This window comes from Naasia aerilata (genome assembly GCF_030296595.1).
Lineage (GTDB): Bacteria > Actinomycetota > Actinomycetes > Actinomycetales > Microbacteriaceae > Naasia > Naasia aerilata.
In genome coordinates, this window is record NZ_AP027731.1 from 228707 (window position 1) to 248052 (window position 19346).

20 protein-coding genes and 2 pseudogenes are annotated in these 19346 nt (G+C 72.0%); 8 read left to right on the forward strand and 14 right to left on the reverse strand.

What is annotated here, in order from left to right:
- Window positions 1-24: 24 nt before the first annotated feature.
- Entirely contained in the window at window positions 25-732 is a 708-nt protein-coding gene (locus QUE51_RS01235) for an alpha/beta hydrolase fold domain-containing protein (RefSeq protein WP_286277813.1), read from the forward strand.
- 66 nt (window positions 733-798) lie between these two features.
- On the opposite strand, the gene QUE51_RS01240 is transcribed toward QUE51_RS01235, so the two are convergent.
- The 3 genes from QUE51_RS01240 to QUE51_RS01250 all read right to left on the reverse strand — a co-directional run bounded on the left by QUE51_RS01240 (window position 799) and on the right by QUE51_RS01250 (window position 4963).
- Window positions 799-1299, reverse strand: a complete 501-nt coding sequence (locus QUE51_RS01240; protein WP_286277814.1) for an HNH endonuclease signature motif containing protein — start codon at window positions 1297-1299, stop codon at window positions 799-801.
- Window positions 1300-1352: 53 nt separating this feature from the next.
- The gene (locus tag QUE51_RS01245; RefSeq protein WP_286277816.1) at window positions 1353-2105 is read right to left on the reverse strand and encodes a DUF222 domain-containing protein; all 753 of its coding nucleotides are present in this window, start codon (window positions 2103-2105) and stop codon (window positions 1353-1355) included.
- A 263-nt stretch (window positions 2106-2368) separates the two neighbouring features.
- On the reverse strand, window positions 2369-4963 hold the full coding sequence (locus QUE51_RS01250) for a glycoside hydrolase family 2 protein (protein ID WP_286277817.1): 2595 nt from the start codon (window positions 4961-4963) through the stop codon (window positions 2369-2371).
- Between the two features lie 92 nt (window positions 4964-5055).
- On the opposite strand from QUE51_RS01250, the gene QUE51_RS01255 reads away from it, so the two are divergent.
- A complete protein-coding gene (locus tag QUE51_RS01255; protein WP_286277818.1) occupies window positions 5056-5673 on the forward strand; it encodes a histidine phosphatase family protein in 618 nt (205 codons plus the stop codon).
- Between the two features lie 19 nt (window positions 5674-5692).
- On the opposite strand, the gene QUE51_RS01260 is transcribed toward QUE51_RS01255, so the two are convergent.
- The gene (locus QUE51_RS01260; protein WP_286277819.1) at window positions 5693-6397 is read right to left on the reverse strand and encodes an alpha/beta fold hydrolase; all 705 of its coding nucleotides are present in this window, start codon (window positions 6395-6397) and stop codon (window positions 5693-5695) included.
- A 124-nt stretch (window positions 6398-6521) separates the two neighbouring features.
- On the opposite strand from QUE51_RS01260, the gene QUE51_RS01265 reads away from it, so the two are divergent.
- Window positions 6522-7460 carry a nitroreductase/quinone reductase family protein gene (locus QUE51_RS01265; RefSeq protein ID WP_286277820.1) on the forward strand — a complete coding sequence of 313 codons (939 nt, stop codon included), beginning with the start codon at window positions 6522-6524 and terminating at the stop codon, window positions 7458-7460.
- Between the two features lie 21 nt (window positions 7461-7481).
- Here QUE51_RS01265 and QUE51_RS01270 read toward each other — a convergent pair whose 3' ends face one another.
- The 4 genes from QUE51_RS01270 to QUE51_RS01285 form a co-directional block, all read right to left on the reverse strand.
- Window positions 7482-8291 (reverse strand): ABC transporter permease, encoded by an 810-nt coding sequence (locus QUE51_RS01270; protein WP_286277821.1) that lies wholly within the window; start codon window positions 8289-8291, stop codon window positions 7482-7484.
- The gene (locus QUE51_RS01275; RefSeq protein ID WP_286277822.1) at window positions 8288-9343 is read right to left on the reverse strand and encodes an ABC transporter ATP-binding protein; all 1056 of its coding nucleotides are present in this window, start codon (window positions 9341-9343) and stop codon (window positions 8288-8290) included. The genes QUE51_RS01270 and QUE51_RS01275 overlap by 4 nt, the downstream gene beginning before the upstream one ends.
- A 78-nt stretch (window positions 9344-9421) precedes the next feature.
- Complete coding sequence (locus QUE51_RS01280; RefSeq protein WP_286277823.1) at window positions 9422-10351, reverse strand: permease prefix domain 1-containing protein; 930 nt, start codon at window positions 10349-10351, stop codon at window positions 9422-9424.
- Entirely contained in the window at window positions 10348-10749 is a 402-nt protein-coding gene (locus QUE51_RS01285; RefSeq protein ID WP_286277824.1) for a PadR family transcriptional regulator, read from the reverse strand. Before QUE51_RS01285 ends, QUE51_RS01280 begins: the two co-directional genes overlap by 4 nt.
- A gap of 119 nt (window positions 10750-10868) precedes the next feature.
- Here QUE51_RS01285 and QUE51_RS01290 point away from each other — a divergent pair, with 119 nt between their 5' ends.
- The 3 genes and pseudogenes from QUE51_RS01290 to QUE51_RS01295 all read left to right on the forward strand — a co-directional run bounded on the left by QUE51_RS01290 (window position 10869) and on the right by QUE51_RS01295 (window position 13129).
- Window positions 10869-11633, forward strand: a complete 765-nt coding sequence (locus tag QUE51_RS01290; RefSeq protein ID WP_286277825.1) for a class I SAM-dependent methyltransferase — start codon at window positions 10869-10871, stop codon at window positions 11631-11633.
- Window positions 11634-11699: 66 nt separating this feature from the next.
- Window positions 11700-12233: pseudogene (locus QUE51_RS17705) on the forward strand (RNA polymerase sigma factor); the annotation flags it as partial.
- Between the two features lie 332 nt (window positions 12234-12565).
- On the forward strand, window positions 12566-13129 hold the full coding sequence (locus QUE51_RS01295; protein WP_286277827.1) for a hypothetical protein: 564 nt from the start codon (window positions 12566-12568) through the stop codon (window positions 13127-13129).
- Between the two features lie 125 nt (window positions 13130-13254).
- Here QUE51_RS01295 and QUE51_RS01300 read toward each other — a convergent pair whose 3' ends face one another.
- From QUE51_RS01300 to QUE51_RS01320, 5 genes and pseudogenes are all read right to left on the reverse strand, one after another.
- Window positions 13255-13737: a hypothetical protein gene (locus tag QUE51_RS01300; protein ID WP_286277828.1), complete on the reverse strand. Its 483-nt coding sequence runs from the start codon at window positions 13735-13737 to the stop codon at window positions 13255-13257.
- A gap of 358 nt (window positions 13738-14095) precedes the next feature.
- Window positions 14096-14404, reverse strand: coding sequence for a type II secretion system F family protein (locus tag QUE51_RS01305; RefSeq protein WP_286277829.1), 309 nt, complete (start codon window positions 14402-14404; stop codon window positions 14096-14098).
- Window positions 14401-15033, reverse strand: a complete 633-nt coding sequence (locus QUE51_RS01310; RefSeq protein WP_286277830.1) for a type II secretion protein F — start codon at window positions 15031-15033, stop codon at window positions 14401-14403. The genes QUE51_RS01305 and QUE51_RS01310 overlap by 4 nt, the downstream gene beginning before the upstream one ends.
- Complete coding sequence (locus tag QUE51_RS01315) at window positions 15021-15878, reverse strand: type II secretion system F family protein (RefSeq protein WP_286277831.1); 858 nt, start codon at window positions 15876-15878, stop codon at window positions 15021-15023. Before QUE51_RS01315 ends, QUE51_RS01310 begins: the two co-directional genes overlap by 13 nt.
- Window positions 15875-17103: pseudogene (locus QUE51_RS01320) on the reverse strand (TadA family conjugal transfer-associated ATPase). Before QUE51_RS01320 ends, QUE51_RS01315 begins: the two are co-directional and overlap by 4 nt.
- Before the next feature lie 128 nt (window positions 17104-17231).
- Here QUE51_RS01320 and QUE51_RS01325 point away from each other — a divergent pair.
- Both QUE51_RS01325 and QUE51_RS01330 read left to right on the forward strand, forming a co-directional pair.
- Window positions 17232-18146, forward strand: a complete 915-nt coding sequence (locus tag QUE51_RS01325; protein ID WP_286277833.1) for a glycosyltransferase family 2 protein — start codon at window positions 17232-17234, stop codon at window positions 18144-18146.
- A gap of 64 nt (window positions 18147-18210) precedes the next feature.
- Window positions 18211-18474: a hypothetical protein gene (locus QUE51_RS01330; RefSeq protein ID WP_286277834.1), complete on the forward strand. Its 264-nt coding sequence runs from the start codon at window positions 18211-18213 to the stop codon at window positions 18472-18474.
- 19 nt (window positions 18475-18493) lie between these two features.
- Here QUE51_RS01330 and QUE51_RS01335 read toward each other — a convergent pair whose 3' ends face one another.
- Window positions 18494-19318: a DUF1206 domain-containing protein gene (locus QUE51_RS01335; protein ID WP_286277835.1), complete on the reverse strand. Its 825-nt coding sequence runs from the start codon at window positions 19316-19318 to the stop codon at window positions 18494-18496.
- Window positions 19319-19346: the final 28 nt, after the last annotated feature.

Sequence of the window (19346 nt, forward strand, 5' to 3'; positions counted from 1 at the left end):
CTCCGCACCGACACACCGTGGCCGGTGTACACGCTCACACCCAGGAGGGGCCGCGGGCGTGGCCACGCCGTCTACGCCCATGGCGGCGCCTGGGTGCACGAGATCTCGCCGTTCCACTGGTGGCTGATGGCTGAGCTCGCGGCGAGGACCGGAACCGAGTTCACGGTGCCCATCTACCCCCTGGTGCCGCTCGGCACCGCGGGCGAGGTGGTGCCGGTCGTCGCGGACCTCACCACCGCCCTCGTCGGCGAGGTTGGGGCAGGCTCGGTCACGCTGCTGGGTGACTCGGCGGGCGGCACCATCGCCCTCGCGGCCGCGATGCTGCTCCGCGATCGCGGCATCCCCGCTCCCCGCGACGTCGTCCTCATCGCGCCCGCTCTCGACCTGCGCTTCACCGATCCGCTGATCGCGCGGATCCAGCCCTATGATCCGTGGCTCGCCGTTCCCGGTCCACGCGCCGCGGCGGAGCTATGGCGGGGTGACCTGCCGATCGAGGACCCGCTGGTGAGCCCGCTGTTCGGCTCGCTCGCGGGCGTCGGGCGGATCACGGTCTTCACCGGGACCCACGACATCACCCACGCGGACGCGGTCGCACTGCTCCGCAAGGCGCGTGAGGAAGGCCACCCGCTCGACTTCGAGCAGAAGCCGAACATGCTGCACGACTACCCGCTGCTGCCGATCCCCGAAGGCGCCGAGGCTCGGCGCCGCATCGCGGCGATCCTCGGCCGCTGACCGCGCGACCGATGATCGACGAGCCGCCCGCAGGGGCGGCGTATCGAGATCAGGCCGGTTCTCGACTCAGAACGGGGCGGGGGTGGCGTCCAGCCACCGGGTCTGCGCGACCGCGTTGCCGACCTCCTGCAGTTGCGGATACGTGGTGTGCTCCCTGCCCTCGGGTGAGGTCCAGGTCATCCGCCCCGTTCCGTCGGGGTCCTGTGCGACGTGCCACCCGGTCTTGTGTTTCAGCAGGTGGTGGCCTTTGCAGAGGCAGGCGAGGTTGCGCTCGGCGGTCTCGCCGCCGAGGATCCAGTCCTTAGTGTGGTCGATGTCGCAGAACCGGGCCTTCCTGCTGCACCCCGGGAACCGGCACGTCCCGTCCCGGACCTGAAGGGCCCGCCGCAGCTTCTTCGGCACCTCGTACCGATCCCTGCCGTAGGAGCAGGATCCCGACCCGGGGTCGGTGAGGATCCGGTAGAACCCGCTCGCCGCTCCCATCAACCCGCGAGCGGTCTCCGCGCCGATCGGCCCATACCCCTCCAGATGCGCCGGCTCATCCGTGAGGCCCATGACGGAAAGCACCGGGACCACCACGTGCACGGTCGGGACGATGCCCCGGTGCAGCGTCGATTCCCTCAGCGCCTTCTCCCCTCCACCGGCGGAAGCACCGTCCCCAGGTCGAGCAGCAGGTCCCGGGTCACGTCCGCCCGCAGCTGCGCCAGCGTCCGCTCCTCCCCCGCCTCGCCGCGGAGGGTGCGGGCGATCATGTCGACCCGATTCAGGGCTGCGTGGACCTCCTCGGCGGGCAGGTGGACGAACAGGGTCGCCATCCCGTCAGAGGCGTGCTCGGCCCACACGTTGCGCTCCTTCACCGCCTCCCGGTGCCTGGCCTCCAGGTCCGCCGCAGCGACCTGCTCCCGGATGGTGCGTGCCTTGACCAGGAAGAGAGCCGGAGTGAGCTGGAACGCCCACGGCAGCACCCGAGCCTCGAACAGCGCCCGATCCTCCGCGGCAAGCCCGGCGCCGGTGTCGACGATGATCCGGGCGTGGCGTTCGCTCACCTCGCCGCGCTCCAGGGAGGCGAGCGTGTCCGGGAAGTCCTCGACCAGGATCCGGCCCACCCCCAGCAGGGTCTCCATCGTCCGCTCCGACACCAGCAGCCGGGTGGCCAGCTCCGCCCGGAGACTGCGGAACGACATCCGGGCTGGGTCGTCCTCACCCGACCGGGTGCGCTCCCATTCGCGGCGGATCGCATCCACCAGCCGGAACCGCGCCGCGGCAGCGTTCGCCGCCGCCTGCGACACCAGGTCCAGGGCGACGAACAGGTTCGTCGACCCGTCGTCGGGCGGCAATCCTGCCTGCCCAAACCAGCCGTCGTCGTCTTCCATGCACGTAGTGAACCACCACCCTCCGACATAGGGATTCGGCGGTGGGTCAGGGGAAACAGGCTTCGGAGGGGCGCCGCCGACGGGTCGCCGGAGGGCTGGAGGCCGGGCGTCTCCGCTGCTGATTTCGAGACGATCGCTGCGCGATCTCCTCAATCAGCGGTGGGGCGTCGGTCGCCGACGCGCTTCCCCACCTCAGCGGGTGGGGCGACGGTCGCCGACGCGCTCCCCCTACAGCGCTCAGGCGACGGGAGCCGACGCGCTCCTCACCGTTCCGGGACGGCGAGGACCTCGGGGGCGTTCAGGGCGGTGACCGAGACTCCCGCCGCCGAGCGTGCCGGGTCCGTCCAGGTCAGGGCCACCGTGCGGGTCTCGCCCGGGAACAGCGTGAAGGCGCTGTCGTCGACCAGGAGCGCGGGGAGGAGCCGCACGTCTGCGGCGTCCGCGATGCGCACGCCGACCGCGGCAGTGCCGCCGGTATTGGCGATGGCGACCGAGCCGGCCGTCGCGTCCACGCTCAGCGACGTCTCCGCCAGCTGCGCGAGCGGGGCGAGGTCGAGGGCCGCGCTGAAGCAGAGGCGCTGGGCCGCACGAACGCCGCTGCCGGCATCCTCGAGCTCCAGGTCGAGGAAGAACATGCCGCCGCCCAGCCGGTCGACCGGGCAGACGATCGATCCGAGGCGCGTGGGTCCGTCGGCGGCCACATCGACCGAAAGCCGTTGCTCGACGAGGATCTCCCCCGTCGCTCCGCGCACGCGGGCGACCACCGAGGCGCCGGGAACCGGCTCCGGCAGCGCGCTCGCCACCCAGAGCTCCGCGACGAACTCGTCGCGGCCGCCCCAGGCGAGAGTGTCGTAGCGGGCGCTGAGGGCGAGCGGCCGATACGCCGACGCGACCGCGTAGTAGAGCGGCTTGGGGCGGCCGTAGTAGTCGACCGCCGCGGTCGAACCGACCATCGGATACGGCTCGTTGAACTGCCACGGGAGGGAACCGCTGTTGCGGAAGGCCCGGCGGCGGTTGGACTCGACGCCGTAGCGGACGCCCTCCGCCTGCAGCCACTGCGTCAGCGCGACCAGGCGGTCGAAATCGGAGACGTCGCCGAACCAGCTCGCCCACACCTCGGGCCGCACCCACCAGGCGCTGAGGTGCCGCCAGGTCGGGCTGTCCATCCGCTCGAGGCTCAGCTCCTCCCAGGGAAGCACCGCCCGGAGCGTCTCCGGGTTCGTGATCCCCTCCGCCCCCAGCTCGCTGTGGAAGAGGCTGGTGCCCGCGTTGTAGAGCTCGTACTGCTCGGTCAGGCCCTCGTACAGCCAAGGTCCGTGCACGTCGTGCAGGCCGTCCGGGTCGCGCCGGATCGAGGACAGCCCGTTGAACGGCTTCCGCCCGCGGGCCGACGTCGGCAGCCAGACCGTGTCCGGATCGAGGCGCTCCGCCACCAACTTGAGGGCGCCGATCAGCGGCTCGCTGTCGTCGAGCGGCAGCTTGTCGAGGCTCTCGAGCTCGTTCCCCGCGCACCAGATCGCGAGCGAGGGATGGTTCCGCCGTCGCGGCACGATCGCCGTCGCCTCGGCGACGACCGCGTTCAGGTACTCGGGGTCCTCGCTGGGCTTGCGGTCCGTCGCGCTGCTCGTGACCACGAACTCCTGCCACACGAGGATGCCCAGGCGGTCGCAGTGCGCGTAGAAGTCCTCACGCTCGATCACCCCGACGCCGTTCACGCGCAGCAGGTTGCAGTGAGCCCTGGCGGCCAGCTCGAGGAGATGCGCGAGCTTCTCGGGACGCGACGGGCCGTAGAGGGAGTCGATCGGCACCCAGTTCCAGCCGTTGATGTAGACCCGGCGGCCGTTGAGGACGAACGTGTACGGAGGCGCGGTGGGGTCGAGGGTCTCGTTAGCGGCGAGCGTGATGCTCCGGATGCCGAAGTCGGCCGTCCGCTCGTCCACCGCCTCGGATCCTCCGCCGCCGGAGTCCAGCTGGACCACGGCGCGATACATGGCCTGCTCGCCCATGCCGTTCGGCCACCACAGGTCGGGCCGCGCGATCTCCAGGTCGACCGCGGCGGTCGTCGACTCGCCCGCGTGAAGCCGTAGCGCCTGCTGCGCGGAGGCGACCACGACGTCGTCGCGAAGGATGTCGACGGTCGCCCGATGATCGCCCGCCGCGAGCGCCGCCACTGTGACTTCGATCGTGAGAGCGCAGTTGCCGTGGTCGTCCGCGAGCACCGGGTGCACCGCGACGTCCTCGATGCGCGCCGTCCCGCTCACCTCCAGCCGCACCGAATCCCACAGCCCGAGGCTCACCAGCCGCGGCGCGAAGTCCCACCAGTAGCCCATGCGCGTCTTGCGAGTCCGGACGAGGGAGGTCCGGCCGAGCTGATCCTGCTCCGCCGGAGCGGGAGCGAGGACGACCGTCAGCCGGTTCTCGCCCTCGCAGCGCACGACGTCCGCGACGTCGAAGAGCGCGGGCGTGAACATGCTCTCGTGCTCGCCCAGGAGCGTGCCGTTGAGCAGGACGCGGGCGCGGTAGTCGATCCCCTCCAGGCGCAGGCGCACGGATCCACCCCGCCAGCCCGGGCTTCCAGCGAAGGTCCGCTCGTAGACCCAGACGCGCTGCGTCGCCCACTCCGCGCCGAGGGAGTTGCGTCCGGCGTAGGGGTCATCGAGCAGTCCTGCGGACCACAGGTCCTGTTGCACGCTGCCCGGCACCCCGGCGGGGATCCAGCCGGTTCCGCCGCCGCCCGGGATCTCCTCCAGGTCGTCCAGTTCCCACGCGGACGGCAGGGCGCCCCGGAGGCGCCACCCCTCGCCGCTGAGGTCGATCGTCGTCGTCATGTCTCCCCGCGCCGCGCTCGAAGCCGTCACCGTATCAGCCGGTTCGCGACGGGAGGCGGGGGCGGTGTGGCGAACGCCGCCTCCGGGACGGGCGAGACTGGGACCACGACGAAAGGGACGACGTGGCGATCACGAGCAAGACCGGGCACGGGCCGCAGGACCCGCGAGTTGTGCTGGTGCGCCACGGGGAGACCGAGTGGAGCCGCACGGGACAGCACACCGGGCGCACGGACATCCCGCTCGACCAGGCGGGCGAGTACAAGGCGCAGCTGGTCGGCGAGGTGCTGTCCGGGTTCCAGTTCGGCCTGGTCCTCACGAGCCCGCTCTCCCGAGCGCGTGAGACCGCACGCCTCGCCGGATTCCCGGACGCCGAGACGGACGACGACCTGCAGGAATGGGACTACGGCGCTTACGAGGGCCTCACGAGCAAGGAGATCGTCGAGCAGCGCGGCCAGTCCTGGACCATCTGGGGCAGCGGGGTGCCGGGCGGCGAGAGCAACGAGGACGTGTACCGGCGCGCGCGCGCCGTCTGCGACCGCGTCCAGGCACCGCTCGACGCGGGCGAGCGGGTGCTGCTCTTCTCGCACGGCCACTTCCTGCGCGCGCTCGCGGCCGTGTGGCTGGGGCTCGAGGTGAAGGACGGCGCCCTGCTGGCTCTCGACACCGCCGCGATCAGCGTGCTCGGGTTCGAGCACGGCCGCCGTGTCATCGTCAGCTGGAACCGCGTCCCCGGTCGCTGATCCTCGAAGGCGGAAGGTGTCAGGGCGCGTCGGCGAGCGCGGCGACGATCGCCGCACCGAGCTCCTGCGGGCGCGAGAACTGCGGCCAGTGCCCGGTGGGCAGCTCGACCATCCTGCGCCGCTCCATGCGCGCGAACTCCGCCACGTAGGGGTGGCCCTGCTCGATCAGCTGGTCGAACACCTGCTGCGGCATCGTGCACGAGATGACGGTGGACGGGACGCGGTAGCGGCGCTCATCGGTGAGGTGCGCGCGGTCCGAGGTGACCCGGGCCGGCTCGGGAATCGCGCGGGCGCGGAACTCGTCCCGGAGCTCATCCGTGAGGCCGGCGAGGTCGCTCTCGTCGAACTCGGACCAGTCGGGCAGGGGTACCTCCCCGTCGACGGCGGTGAGCCCGTCGTTGATCGCCCCACCCTCGCTGATCGGTCCGGAGTCCACGTAGATGACGTGGGCGACGCGATCGGGGCGTGCGTCGGCGGCCCCGCTGGCGATGGATCCGCCGCCGGAGTGCCCGACGAGGGCGACCGCACCAGGCAGCGCGTCGATCGCGGCGACCACGGCGGACACGTGGTCGGCGAAGCCGATCTCGCTCCGGTTGGCGTCCTTGGACTCGAGCCCGGGGAGCGTGAGCGGGTGCACGGTATGGCCCGCCTCCTCGAGCACGGGAGTGACCTGCGCCCACGAGGACGCGTCGAGCCAGAAGCCGGGAATCAGCACAACATCCATGTCCCGCACGCTACCGATGGCCACCGACGCGCGGCTCCCGGTAGCCGCGGCGTCGACCCGGGGCTAGCATGTGCCGCGTGACGACCGTCGCTCTGCGCCCGTTCACGCGGGACGACTTCCCCTGATGTCCGCCTGGCTCGCCGCCCCGCACGTCGCCCGATGGTGGGCGGACGACGGGCACCCCGACGCGCTCGAGCGGCAGTACGGCCCGGCGCTCGACGGACGCGATCAGGCCCGCCTGCGTCTCGTGCTCGCGGACGATGCTCCCGTCGGCTTCCTGCAGTGGTACCCGCTCGACGGCGAGCCCGACTACACGAGGGAGCTCGAGACCGTGCTGCCGGTCGAGCCGGGCGACGCGAGCCTCGACTACCTGGTGGGCGAGCCGGCCGTGCTCGGCAGGGGCGTGGGGTCCTCCGCGATCCGCGCGGCCTGCGCCGAGGTGTGGGACTCCCCGACCTGCACCGGATCGTCGTCCCCGTGCACGCGGACAACGTCGCCTCACGCCGCACCCTGCTGCGTGCCGGCTTCCGAGAGGTGGCAGAGGGCGAGCTCGAGCCGGACAACCCGCTCGACGACCGTCGGCACGTTCTCCACGAGCTGCGGCATCCCCGCCCCTGACCGGGGTGACAAGGTCGGCGGTCGCGAGGAGAGTGGCGGCATGGACCTCAGGGAGATCAACCGCCGCGTGATCGAGCAGTTCCGCAGCGGAGGCGAGGTCGACGGCATGCACCGTGAGCGCCTGCTGCTGCTCACCACCACCGGCCGAAGCAGCGGGAAGCCGCGCACGACGCCGATGATGTTCCACCGGGACGCCGGCGTCCCGATCGTGATCGCGAGCAACACAGGCGCGAGGCGGCATCCGCACTGGTACCGGAACCTCGAGGTGACGCCGTCCGTGCGGGTCGAGCTTCCGGATGAGACCTACGAGTGCGAGGCCGAGATCCTGGACGGCGCCGAGTACGACCGGCTATGGGCCGAGATCACCGCGGCCTACCCGTTCTTCCTCGAGCACCAGGCGAAGGTGGAGCGGCGCATCCCGCTGGTGCGGCTGCGCCGCTCCTGACCTTCGCTCGAGCCCTGCGGGCTAGACGGACCGCTGGTAGCTGCGGATCGACCGCACCGCCCACAGCAGGGCCAGGGCGGCGAGCGCCGTGAGCAGCACCGCATGCAGTCCGACGGCTCCCCAATCCTCGGTGCCGGCCAGGCCGGTCCGGGCGATGTCGACGGCCCAGTTCAGCGGATTGACGGTCGCCACGCTCTGCACCCAGTCCGGCAGCAGGGCGGCCGGCATGAGCGTCGTGGAAAGGAAGGTGGCCGGAAGGACGAACACCTGCGAGATGCCGATCAGGGCCACCTGGCTGCGCGCGAGGAGCGCCACCGCGACGGAGAGGCAGCAGAACGTCGCCGCGAGCAGAGTCGCGGCGGCGAGGGCGAGCAGGATGCCGCCGACTCCGCCGTCGAACCGTGCGCCGGCCAGCCAGCCGATCACGAGCACGATGCCCGACTGCACGAGGTTGAGCAGCAGCTGCTGGATCAGCTGTCCGGTGATGATCGACGACCGGCCGATCGGCGCGCTGAGCAGCTGGTCCATCACGCCGGAGTTCATATCGTCGATGTAGCCGGTGCCGGCCCAGGCGCCCGAGTAGAGCACCGTCATCATGAGCACCCCGGGGACGAGGTAGCCGATGTAGCCGTCGCCGCCGAAGCCGGGGAGCGTGCCGAGCGAGCGGAACACCTGGCCGAAGAGGACGATCCAGACGATCGGCTGCAGCAGGGAGATGAAGAGTCCCCACGGCTGGCGCCAGGAGACGACGATCCACCGTCGCGCGACCTGGGCGACCTGAGTGCTCCAGGAGGCGCGGCTGAGGCTGCGGGGTGCGGACAGGGCGGTCATGCTGCTTCTCCTTGCGCGTGCTCGAGGACGGCGTCCGTCCGGGAGGAGGTGGCGGCCTCTGCTGAGGCCGACCCGAAGGTGTGGCCGACGTAGTGCAGGTACACGTCGTCGAGGGTGGGGCGGGACGCCGCGACCGCGCCGAAGGCGACGCCTGCGGCATCCAGGGCGGCGATCACGGAGCCGACCGCCGCCGAGGCGTCGTCGGAGCGCGTGACCAGTTCGCCGGTGGTGCCGTTCACCTCGACGACGACGTCGCGCAGGCCGGGCACGGTCGCGGCGGCGGCCCGCACCACATCGGCGCGCGGCTCGAACAGCTGGACGCGGAGGGTGTCGCCGTTCAGCGCCGCCTTGAGGTCGGCGGAGCTGCCGGCGACGACCTTCTGGCCGCGGTCGACGATCATCAGCTCATCGGCGAGGCGGTCGGCCTCCTCCATGTAGTGCGTGGTGAGGACGACCGTGAGGGCCTCCTCCGCCGACAGCCGGCGGATCTCCGCCCACATCGCGGCGCGGGCCTCCGGGTCGAGGCCGGTGGTCGGCTCGTCCAGGAAGAGGACCTGCGGCCGGTGGGTCAGTGCCGCCGCGACATCGAGCCGCCGCCGCATGCCGCCCGAGAGCTTGCCGACGGGACGGGCCGACGCATCGGCGAGCCCGAACTCCCCAAGCAGCGCTGCGGCACGCGTGCGCGAGTCGGTCGTGGTCGCTCCGCGCAGCCGGGCCGCCATCACGAGGTTCTCGGTCGGCGTGAGCAGGGGGTCCGTGCTGGTGCCCTGCGACACATAGCCGACGCGCCTACGCACGCCTGCCGCATCCCGGGCGACCGACAGCCCGAGCACCCGCGCCTCGCCCGACGTCGGCCGGGACAGCGTGGTGAGGATCTTCGTGGTGGTCGACTTGCCGGCGCCGTTGGGTCCGAGCATCCCGAACACCGCGCCGGCGGCGACCGAGAACGTGAGGCCGCGCAGGGCGTGGACAGGCGGCTTCCGGCCGGCCTTGTAGGTCTTGGTGAGTGCGTCGACCTCGATGGCGAGGCCGGGCGAAGGGGACGAGGGCATGGGAAACGTCCTTCCGGGCGGGGGTGAGGGAATGCGGGAGAGGCGGCGCGGCGGCGGGCCGTCGCGCCCGAGCGGGCGCTACTCCGAGCGTCTGCGGGCGGGGAAGAGCATGTTGGCGAGGACGAGCATCATGGCGACGAACCCGGCGAGGAGGGCGAGCCACGACCACGCCCAGCCGATCGTGAAGCTGAGGACGACGAAGAGGGCGAAGGCGCTGACCCAGATCGCGACGGTGTACATCCCGAACCGGGCGGCCGAGGCCGGGTCCTCGGTGAACCGGTCGGGGATCTGCGTGTTGCTGGCCGCGTGCACCCGCCACGGCTTGTGCCGGTTCGTCTGGGTGACGCCGAGGTAGGTGAGCAGCGCGATCGAGAGCACCGTCGCAAGGACGCCGGCGAGAATCCAGCCCGCCGAGAAGCCGGGAACCGACATCAGGCCGCAGCCCACGCCGATCAGCAGGACGACGGCGGCCAGGCCGAAGGCGGCGGCTCGGCGCAGGGGCAGCGGGTAGTTGCCCGTCGTCTCCTGCCGGAGGCCGTCCGTGACGAGCGCCCCGGCGGCGAGCGCCAGCACTGCAAGGGCGACGCCGCGCAGCGCCGACGAGGTGTCCACGACGGCGAACAGGTCGAGCACCACGACGAGGAGCGCGATCAGCGCGAGTGCCGACAGCAGGACCGTGCGGAGCACGAAGGCCGGCTTCGGCCGCACCCGGTTGCGCGCCCACTCCTCGAGGACGGTGGGGGACGGCCGTGTGCTCGCTGCCGCATCGCCGCCCGCCTCGCCGTCGCCAAGCGCGGAGCGGATGTCGCCGAGCTCCGCCATCGCCTGTGCGGCCGCGTCGCGGGCCGGCACCCCGGAGCGCTCCAGCTCCTCGGCGCGGGTCACCAGGTTCGCGCGGATCTCCTCCTTGAGGTCCTGCAGGTCCGGGGTCATCTCCATCCCGGCGAAGGCGTCGTCGAGCATCCGGTGGATGCCGATGGATGAGCGCGCGGGGCCATGCTGCGTCATGAGGGGTTCCTTCCGGAATCGTCGGCCGGGCGGCGGCCACCGTCCAGGTCGAGCAGGGAGTCGATGACGCCGCGCGTGACGATCCACGCGTCGACGTTGCGCCGGTACACCTCGCGGCCGGCGTCCGTGATCCGGTAGTACTTGCGGCGGCCGCCCTGGGTCTCGTCGCCCCAGTACGCCTCCACGAGCCCGTCCTTGGTCAGGCGCCGATAGCTCGCGTAGAGGGTGGCCTCCTTGATCTCGTAGGAGCCGCCCGTGGCCTCACGGATCGTCTTGAAGATCTCGAAGCCGTAGCTGTCGGACCGGCGCAGCACGCCGAGCACGATCGTGTCGGTGTGCCCGCGCAGCAGGTCGGCGGCGAACGCGTCGCCGAGGTCCTCCGCCTGCTGGTCGATCATGTCGAGTACTGTAACAGATCAAGTACTACGCGGGGAAGAGGTGCTCGACGCAAGGGTCGCGGCGCGAGCGAGCGTAAAGTGTGCCGCGATTGGGCCCCGAACGGCTGAGAATGGGCGCAATGGACGATGCGGCGGCGGAGCTCTGGTCCGCTGCGGCGGCCGACTGGGCGCGATACTGGGGCGACCTGGCCGCGCCGGCTCAGCGGGCGCTCGTCACAGCCATGGACATCCGACCCGGACTGCGCGTCCTGGACGTGGGCTGCGGCAGCGGCGAGTTCGTGCAGCTGCTCCACACACTGGGCGCCGAGGCCTCCGGCGCCGATCCGGCTCCGGGCATGCTGGCGGTCGCGCGAGCGCGCCTCGGCGTCGGCGTCGACGCCCGCCTCCGGCTTGGGAATGCCGAGGCCCTTCCCTGGCCGGATGCCTCCTTTGACGCGGTCACCGCGGTCAACGCCCTCCAGTTCGCCGACGATCCGCTCGCCGCCCTCGCCGAGTTCCGCCGGGTGGCCGTCCCCGCCGGGGTGATCGGGATCGCGAACTGGGCCGAGGGATCGCGCAACGACCTGGAGGTCGTGGAGGCGGCCGTCGCGGAGGCGGACGGGGAGGACCTCCGTCCGGACGGCGAGCTGCGCCGGGCGGGCGGCCTCGAGGAGCTCCTCGCCATCGCCGGACTGGAGCTCGTCGCGGCGGGCCTAGTGGAGACGCCGTGGGAGGTCCTTGACGAGGAGGCGCTGGTCCGCGGCGTGCTCTTCGGCGAGGAACCGAGTGTCATCGCCGACCTCCGCCCGGTCGTCCTGGCCGCCGCATCCCGGTTCCGCACCGGCAGAGGCGCCTACCGGCTCAGCAACTGGTTCCGATTCGCCGTCGGCCGCATCCCCGGCTGACGCCCGGATTCCCTCGGCGCGGCGTGGCAATCCGCTCGCCCGGCTTCGGTCACTACGGTCGGCCCGATGGCCGGCGCAGACTCTCGAACCCGCAGCGACGTGTTCGCCAGCGTGCTCGTCGCCGCGCAGGCGGGAGCGCCCTGGGCGCTCGGCGAGCTCTGGCGGGACCTCTCACCCGCCGTGCACGGGTTCCTCCGGGCCCGCGGAGCCGAGGAGCCCGAGGACCTGACGAGCGACGTCTTCCTCGCCGTGTTCGAGCAGCTCCCCCGGTTCTCCGGCGGTCAGGAGCAGCTCCGGTCCTTCGTCTTCACCGTCGCCTACCGCCGACTGGTCGACGACCTCCGGCGCCGATCCCGGCGCGGGCCGACGTTCGAGTGGACCGACGACGGCGACCTCCGCAGCTCCCCCAGCGCCGAGCACGAGGCGCTCGACCGGATCGGCGACGCCTCCACGCGGCGGCTCCTCGAGGAGCTGCCCGAGGCGCAGCGCGATGTGCTCGTCCTGCGCATCCTCGGCGACCTCACCATCGACGAGATCGCGGACATCGTCGGCAAGCGCCCGGGCGCCGTGAAGGCCCTGCAGCGCCGGGGTCTCGAGGCACTTCGAAAAAGATCTCCCCGACCCGTACCCCTGTGCGGCCCTTCAGCGATAGCGAGTAGTGAGATGAGGAACAACCGCCTGTCCCCTGCGGACGTCGAAGCCCTCCTGAACGGCACCGCCCCTGCGGGGCGCGCCGAGCTGGAGCCGGTCGCGGCGTTCATCGAGGACCTGCGGCTCGCTTCCTACGAGTCGGCTCCGCGGCCCTCCGCCGCGCTGTCCGCTCGCCTCGACTCCGCGTCGTGGATCTCGCCGGCGGTGGGGGTCTTCCGCCGGCATCCGATCGAGGAGCGGCCGCGTTCGCGGCTCCGCTTCCGCACAGGGGGAGAATACGAATGGTTTTCAGCTGGTTCACCGGGCTCGGGCTCGCGGCAAAGATCGCGATCGGCGCAACCGTCATGGCGGTCGGCGCGGTCGGCGCAGGAGCGGCGCAGGCGCTGCCGACGCCGATTCAGCAGTCCTTCAACGACATCGTCGGCACGGTCTCGACCGACGACGAGACGCCGGCGGTCGACGGCGACGCGACGGACGACGGCACGACGATCCCCGACACCACCACAGACGACGGCACCACGGTCGACCCGACTGTGCCGGTCGTGGGTGACGACGACGGCACCGCCGACCAGGGCAAGACGGAGCACGCGACCGCTGTCACGGAGGCCGCACACGACGACTCGACACAGGGTCGCGAGCACGGCGAGGCCGTCTCCGAGGCGGCCCACCAGAACCGCGGCCATGGCGCGGACGACGCCGCAGACGAGGGCGACGACGACTCGGCCGGCGAGGTCGAGTCCGGCGACGACGATGGCGGCGCGACCGTCTCCGACGACAGCGACTCGGGCTCGAGCAACTCCGGCCCGGGCAACTCGGGCCACGGCGGGGGCAAGGGCAAGAACTGACCCGCGCCTAGCGGAGTAGGGGCCGCCGGATCCGACAGGGTCCGGCGGCCCTTCTGCATCCCGGTGTACGAACTGAGGGCGCGGTCCATGCGGAAGAGGGAGCCAGAGACTCCTGTGGGCGCTTGCTAGCTAAGACCCAGCTCTTTTTGACAGGCGTGCAGGAAGCGACTTCGTGCCTGGTTGAAGTCGCGTGTGTGCTGCTCGTACTTGGAGACGTCCCCTCGCTCCTCTTCCGGAAGCTCCCTGATGGCCTGCCCTTTATCTAGCATGGCCGTTATCGCGTCTCGCCCAGCATCTGCCACGGCCCGGGGCCCTAGCAAGACGAGGGTAGAGATGACGTCGCTGGTATCCGAACGGATGAACCGTCTCCCCTTCGCAGCGGAGCGCCGGAGGTCCACGTTGTACTGGTCAAGCCTGCGAAGGAATGCCACATAGGCTCGCAGGCGCTCCTCGCGCTTCCAGCGCTGGTGCTCCCTGCGCCCCTGGAGCCAGATGCCGACCAGCCCTCCAGCACCGGCCACCACGGCACCGCTGACACCTGCGAACAGCAGCGCAACCAAGGGATCCAGGGTGGGTGCTGCAGCTGCTGCGGCCTGGGCCAGGGTCATGCCCGAAGCCTAAGTGGAGCTACGTCTGGTGTGGCCCGACGATCCCTGCGAGAGGATCGCATGGACGAAGAGACGCACCTGGAACTCATGGGGATGAAGGTGACGCCGAGGCTTCTGGGAGGCCTGAGCCCTACCGCTCCGGCCACGCTTGGGTAAGGGCCAGAACCGGCCCCCGCCTGGTGGAATCGGGGCCGCCTTATCCGACAGGGCCCGGCGGCCCTATTGCATCCCGGCGCCATTTCGCCGGGTGCCTGACCGAATCACGGAGATCCGGGCCGAACCGTCCCCGGATCGGCATGGACGGGCGCCAGCAGAGCGATTCTCCGTGATTCGGTCAGCGCCCCCGCCGGCGAGGGCGTCAGAACCCGGTCTGCAGCACCAGCAGTCCCGGGAACACGGCGATGATCACCGTGACCGGCAGGATCAGGAACACCAGTGGGACGAGCATGACGATCTCCCGCCGCCCCGCCGACTCGAGGAGGTCGCGCTTGGCCTCGGTGCGGGCGTCCTCGGCCTGGGCGCGAAGCACGTCGACGAGAGGAGCGCCGCGCTCCGACGCGGCGACCAGGTGCTCGACCGCGCGGGTGAGGGGCGGCAGGCGGAGGTCGCGCGAGAGCCGGGCCAGCGCGACCGCGAAGGGCACGCCGGTTCGCACCTCCGCGGTCACCCCGGCGAGTTCGCCCGCGAGCTCCCCGAGCCGATGCGCGCGATGCGGCGGACCGCGTCCGGCAGGCCTTCGCCCGCCGCGAGCGCGAGCATGAGGAACTCGAGCACCGTCGGCAGCTCTTCGCGCATCCGCTCGAGGCGCCGCCTAGCTCGCCGGGCGAGCAGCCAGTCCCGGCCGACGAGCGCGAGTGCCGCGGCCGTGAGCGGCAGGGCGAGCTGCACCAGCGGGCCGCCCGTCCGGGTCAGCGTCGCCGCGACCCCGCCTACCACGGCGCCGGCGGCCATCGCCAGAAGCTGTTCCGACCGATGGCGCTCGACCGTGCGCGGATCCCCCGCTGCCCGCAGCCGCCAGGCGATGGTGTCCCGGCCGCCGAGGGCGCGGTCGAGGGTGGCGCGGGCCCAGAGCAGGAGCGGTGCGCCGAGCAGGCCGAGCAGCGGCAGAGGGTCCACCGGTCGTCGTGCCACGATTCTCCGCGCCTCCGCCGACACGTCGGTGAGGGACGGGGCGATGCGGTCTGCGAGGCGGGGCGCGGAGATCCGCGGGACGACGCCGAGCAGCGCCCAGAGGCCGACGCCGAGGACCGCGCCGAGCAGGAGCGCCCAGCCCATCGGCGCCGTCACCGGAACCACCGCCGCTCCGGCGGGAGGCGGCCGGCCGCGAGCATGAGACGGTACGCGACCAGGGAGACGACCAGCCCGCCGAGCAGGAGCGCGATGCCCGACGGCGTCCCGTAGGCCGCGGCCGCTTCCGGCCTCGTGCTGAGCAGCGCGAACACGACCCAGGGCGCGGCGAGCCCCAGCCGCGCGGCACCGCGCGTCCATGACTGGCGCGCTTCGATCTCGCCGCGCACCGCCGCCTCCTGGCGCAGCGAGGCGCCCAGCGCTCGGAGGACCCCGGGCAATTCGGTGCCGCCGACCTCGCGCGCCATCCGCACGGTCTCGAGGAGGCGGTCGGCGACCGGATCGGCGAGCCGCTGCTTGAGCTCGTCGAGGCACAGGCCGAGATTCCCGGTGGACGCGTAGGCCGCGCCGAACGCGGCGAACGGCGCACGGAAGGACGGCGGGGCCACTGCGGCGAGCCCGGCGAGCGCCTCGGTCAGGGGGACGCCCGACCGCAGGGAGGCGACGAGGTGGTCCAGGAGATCCGGCCAGGCCGCCCGCGCCGCCCGGCGCGCACGGCGGGCGCGGGAGCCGACGAGAAGGGCGGGCAGCGCGAGCCCGAGCAGGCCCGCGGCGATACCGAGCGCGGTCGCACTGGTGAAGGCCAGCACTAGGCCTCCCGAGGCGAGGGCGGCGAGCAGCGACAGCGCGAGCAGAGCCCGCAGCGGGATGCCGTCGAGTCCTGCCTGCGCAAGCGCCTCCCGAAGCCGTGACCCGCGGCCCGACGGTCGGCGGGAGAAGCCGCCCGGCCAGATCCACGGGGAGGCGAGGAGCAGGAGTCCGGCGCCGAAGGCCGCACAGAGGAGGAGCCTCACCCGGTCGCCCGCAGCAGGAGGGAGGGGTCGAGACCGGCGGCGGCGTAGCGCGCCGAGCGCTCTGGGAGCGCCCCGGTCGGCCGAAGCTCGCCGTCCTCGAGCGCGAGCAGGTCGACTGCCGTGAGCGGCGCGTTGTCGCGACCGCCGCGCGGCTCCGCGACCGCGGCGATCCGCCGCCGGCCGTCAGGCATCAGGACGCAGTGGACGACGAGGTCGACGGAGGACGCCACGGTCGGCACCACGAACGCGCCGTCGATGTTGCGGCCGGCGAGCAGTGGCAGCGTGCACAGCTTGCGGAGGGCGTCCTCGGCGCTGTTGGCGTGGATGCTGCACATGCCGGGCACGCCGCTGTTGAGGGCGATCAGGAGGTCGAGAGCCTCGGCCTCGCGGACCTCTCCCACCACGAGCCGGTCGGGGCGCATCCGCAGCGCCTCCTTCACCAGCCGGCGCAGGGTGATCTCGCCCGTGCCCTCGAGGCTCGGCTGCCGGCACTGCAGAGCGACGACATCCCGCCCGCCCGGCGCGAGCTCGAACGTCTCCTCCACCGTCACGATCCGCTCCCCCGGCGCGGACGCTGCCAGCAGGGCGCCAAGGAGGGTCGTCTTGCCGGTGTGCGTTGCTCCGGAGACGAGGACATTGAGCCGCGCCTGCACGGCCATGCGGAGGAAGTCCGCGGCCCGCCGGTCGAGGGACCCGAGGGCGACCAGGGCGTTGAGGTCCCGGACGCGCCGGGAAAACTTGCGGATGTTGACGGCCAAGTGCCGCCGGGTCACGTCGGGAATCACCACGTGGAGCCGAGACCCGTCTGGCAGGGACGCGTCCACGAAGGGCGAAGACAGGTCGACCCGACGGCCGGAGGACTGCAGCATCCGCTCGACCAGGTCGCGCACCTCCCCTCCTCCAGGAGGACCGGCGTGAGCTCGGCCACTCCGTCCCGGGCCGCGAAGACGCGGGTGGGACTGTTGATCCAGATCTCCTCGACGCCCTCGTCATCGAGGAGCGGTTGCAGCGGCCCGAACCCGGTCAGCGAGGCGAGGACCGCCGACTCCGTCGCCTCCTCGTCCCCGAGCAGCGGCTCGCCGCCGCCGAGCGCGTGCTCCGAATACCGCTGCACCTCATCGCGCACGTAGCGCACGGCGGCGGCCCGATCGGCGCTCAGGTCGACCCCGTCCCGGCGCACGCGTGCCCGCACGCGCTCGGTGATGGTCCCGACGGTGCTCGCCACCCGCCCAGTGTCGGCGTTGCCGGGCCGAGCCGCCGCGGTTGTCCACAGCGGCACTCGGCCGGACTGGATCACGGCTTGGGGAGGCCGCGAACGGTAGAGTCTCCCGCGATCCGAGGGGATGAGAGCGCATGCCTCGAATACACGCGATCTGTCTCGTTCGTGACGAGGCGGACATCATCGAAAGTGCCGTGCGCGCCGCTCTCCGCTGGGCCGACTTCATCTACGTGATGGACGACAGCAGCTCCGACGGGACGTGGGAGATCCTCCAGCGCCTGGCGGAGGAGGATCCCCGGGTGGTGCTGCGCGAGCGGAACACCGGTCCCTTCACCATCGCACTGCGCCAGCGCGTCGTCGAGGGCGTGAGAGACCGCGCCGAGCTCGGCGACTGGTGGGCGTGGCTCGATGCTGACGAGTTCTTCGTCGACGACCCGCGGCAGGTGCTCGCCCGGGTCCCCCTCCGCTACGGGGTCGTCCACAGCGCGAGCATCGAGTACTACTTCACCGACCGCGACCTCGAGGCGTACGACGCGGCCCCGGAGGGCTACACGCGGAACTGGACGCCGGACACTCCGCGCTACTACGCCACCGGCTGGGGTGAGGAGCGGTTCTTCCGTCACATCCCCGGGGTGCGCTGGGGAGCGATCGCGGCACAGGCCGCATCGCCCATCCGGATCCGGCTCCGCCACCTGCAGTACCGCACTCCGCCGCAGATCGAGCGGCGGGTCCGGAGGAGGGTCAGCAGCAAGGAGTTCTGGCACGAGAAGGAGGCGTCCTGGTCGCCCACGGGTTCCGCCGGTGACGTCCTCGTCCTGGACCGGCCGGAGGCCGAGTTCTGGCCCCACCGTGTCGTCCGGTCGTCCGCACTCCGGTACGACGCCGGCGACGGCGGCTACGAGATCGACGAGGCAGCGCTGCCCGACCTCTCGCCCGCGCTGTCGGTGCGGGAGAGGCTGCTCCGACTCTGGGCCGTCTCGCACCTCGTGCCGCAGGCGATGTGGCGGAGGGCCCGGCACCGCCGGTCGGAACACCGCGCGGCCACTTAGTCGTCGGGGCGCCCAGACGCAATGGCGCACGGGGCATCCTCGGGAGGCCGTGGCGTGTCCCTACGTGGCACATACCTGGCTGAGGTTCGAGGACGAGTCCTACCCTCTGCCGGAGGACGCGGATCTCGACGCGCTGAAGGCGTCCATCGAAGAGGCGGCCCGATCGGGAGACCGCTGGGTCGAGTTCGCGGCCGAGGACGGCCGGGAGGTGCGCCTCTTCGTCACCCGGAAGGCCCTGCTGGTCTTCGAGAGCAGCGACCGGTCCAACCGGGCAGCCCCGGAGCCGGACCTCCCCGACGTGGCCGCCGGCTTCTACGACGAGCTGTGACCCCTCGAGGGAAATCGGTCTAGAGCCGCGCCCGCCACCCGCGCACGCCGTAGAAGAGCCCGTATGCCACGAAGCCGATCCCGATCACCAGCAGGATCACGACGCCGTACGGGAGCCGCGCGAGTGCGTTGAGCGCCCCGTCCAGGCCACCCGCTCGTTTCGGGTCGGCCGTGAACACGGCGGTGGCGAAGAGGACGCCGATGACCGCAACCGCGATGCCCTTGGCCACGTAGCCCACCCGGCCGAGGAGCACGGTTGCCCCGCCTGCTGCGCCGGGCGGGAGCACGAGAGTCTCCTCGAAGCTCTTCCTGAAGCCGGACATAATGAATCCGGCGCCCACACCGAGCGCGATCGCAGCGACGACGAGGAGCAGGGCGACGCCGAGCGGGCTGCCGAGAAGCCCCGCGGTGGCAACCTCTGTGCCCTGTTCCGTGCTTCCTCCGCCTCCGGTCGCGTACTGGGACGCGGTCACCGCCACGGCGAAGTACGCGACCGCGATCCCCGCCTCCTTGATCCGCTTCGCGTTGCGCTTCTTCGGGTCCGCGTCGCCGACCGTGATCGCCTCGAGGACCTGCCACACCCCGACGGCGAAGAGGCCGACCACCACGACCCACAGCACCACCCTGCCCAGCGGGTTTGTCGCGAGGGCGGCGAGCGCACCCGACTGGTCGGTCTCCTGACCGCCTCCACCGACCGCGACGGAGATCGCGAGCGCGCCGATCAGCAGGTGCAGGAGCCCCGCGACCGCGAAGCCGGTGCGGGCGCCCGCACGGAACCACGTGCTCTGCCGCAGCCTCCCTGCGTCGTGCTGCGCCTCCGACTTCGCCGCTGATGCCGTCGCCATGCGCTCAGGGTAGAACCGGGCGAGAACT

Excerpts from the sequence above, each read along its gene's own strand:
- QUE51_RS01295 (WP_286277827.1), top strand. The coding sequence starts at position 12,566 with ATGGTTTTCAGCTGGTTCACCGGGCTCGGGCTCGCGGCAAAGATCGCG.
- QUE51_RS01280 (WP_286277823.1), bottom strand. The coding sequence starts at position 10,351 with ATGACGCAGCATGGCCCCGCGCGCTCATCCATCGGCATCCACCGGATG.
- QUE51_RS01270 (WP_286277821.1), bottom strand. The coding sequence starts at position 8,291 with ATGACCGCCCTGTCCGCACCCCGCAGCCTCAGCCGCGCCTCCTGGAGC.
- QUE51_RS01265 (WP_286277820.1), top strand. The coding sequence starts at position 6,522 with ATGTCCGCCTGGCTCGCCGCCCCGCACGTCGCCCGATGGTGGGCGGAC.
- QUE51_RS01285 (WP_286277824.1), bottom strand. The coding sequence starts at position 10,749 with ATGATCGACCAGCAGGCGGAGGACCTCGGCGACGCGTTCGCCGCCGAC.
- QUE51_RS01335 (WP_286277835.1), bottom strand. The coding sequence starts at position 19,318 with ATGGCGACGGCATCAGCGGCGAAGTCGGAGGCGCAGCACGACGCAGGG.
- QUE51_RS01300 (WP_286277828.1), bottom strand. The coding sequence starts at position 13,737 with ATGACCCTGGCCCAGGCCGCAGCAGCTGCAGCACCCACCCTGGATCCC.
- QUE51_RS01325 (WP_286277833.1), top strand. The coding sequence starts at position 17,232 with ATGCCTCGAATACACGCGATCTGTCTCGTTCGTGACGAGGCGGACATC.
- QUE51_RS01275 (WP_286277822.1), bottom strand. The coding sequence starts at position 9,343 with ATGCCCTCGTCCCCTTCGCCCGGCCTCGCCATCGAGGTCGACGCACTC.
- QUE51_RS01245 (WP_286277816.1), bottom strand. The coding sequence starts at position 2,105 with ATGGAAGACGACGACGGCTGGTTTGGGCAGGCAGGATTGCCGCCCGAC.
- QUE51_RS01290 (WP_286277825.1), top strand. The coding sequence starts at position 10,869 with ATGGACGATGCGGCGGCGGAGCTCTGGTCCGCTGCGGCGGCCGACTGG.
- QUE51_RS01260 (WP_286277819.1), bottom strand. The coding sequence starts at position 6,397 with ATGGATGTTGTGCTGATTCCCGGCTTCTGGCTCGACGCGTCCTCGTGG.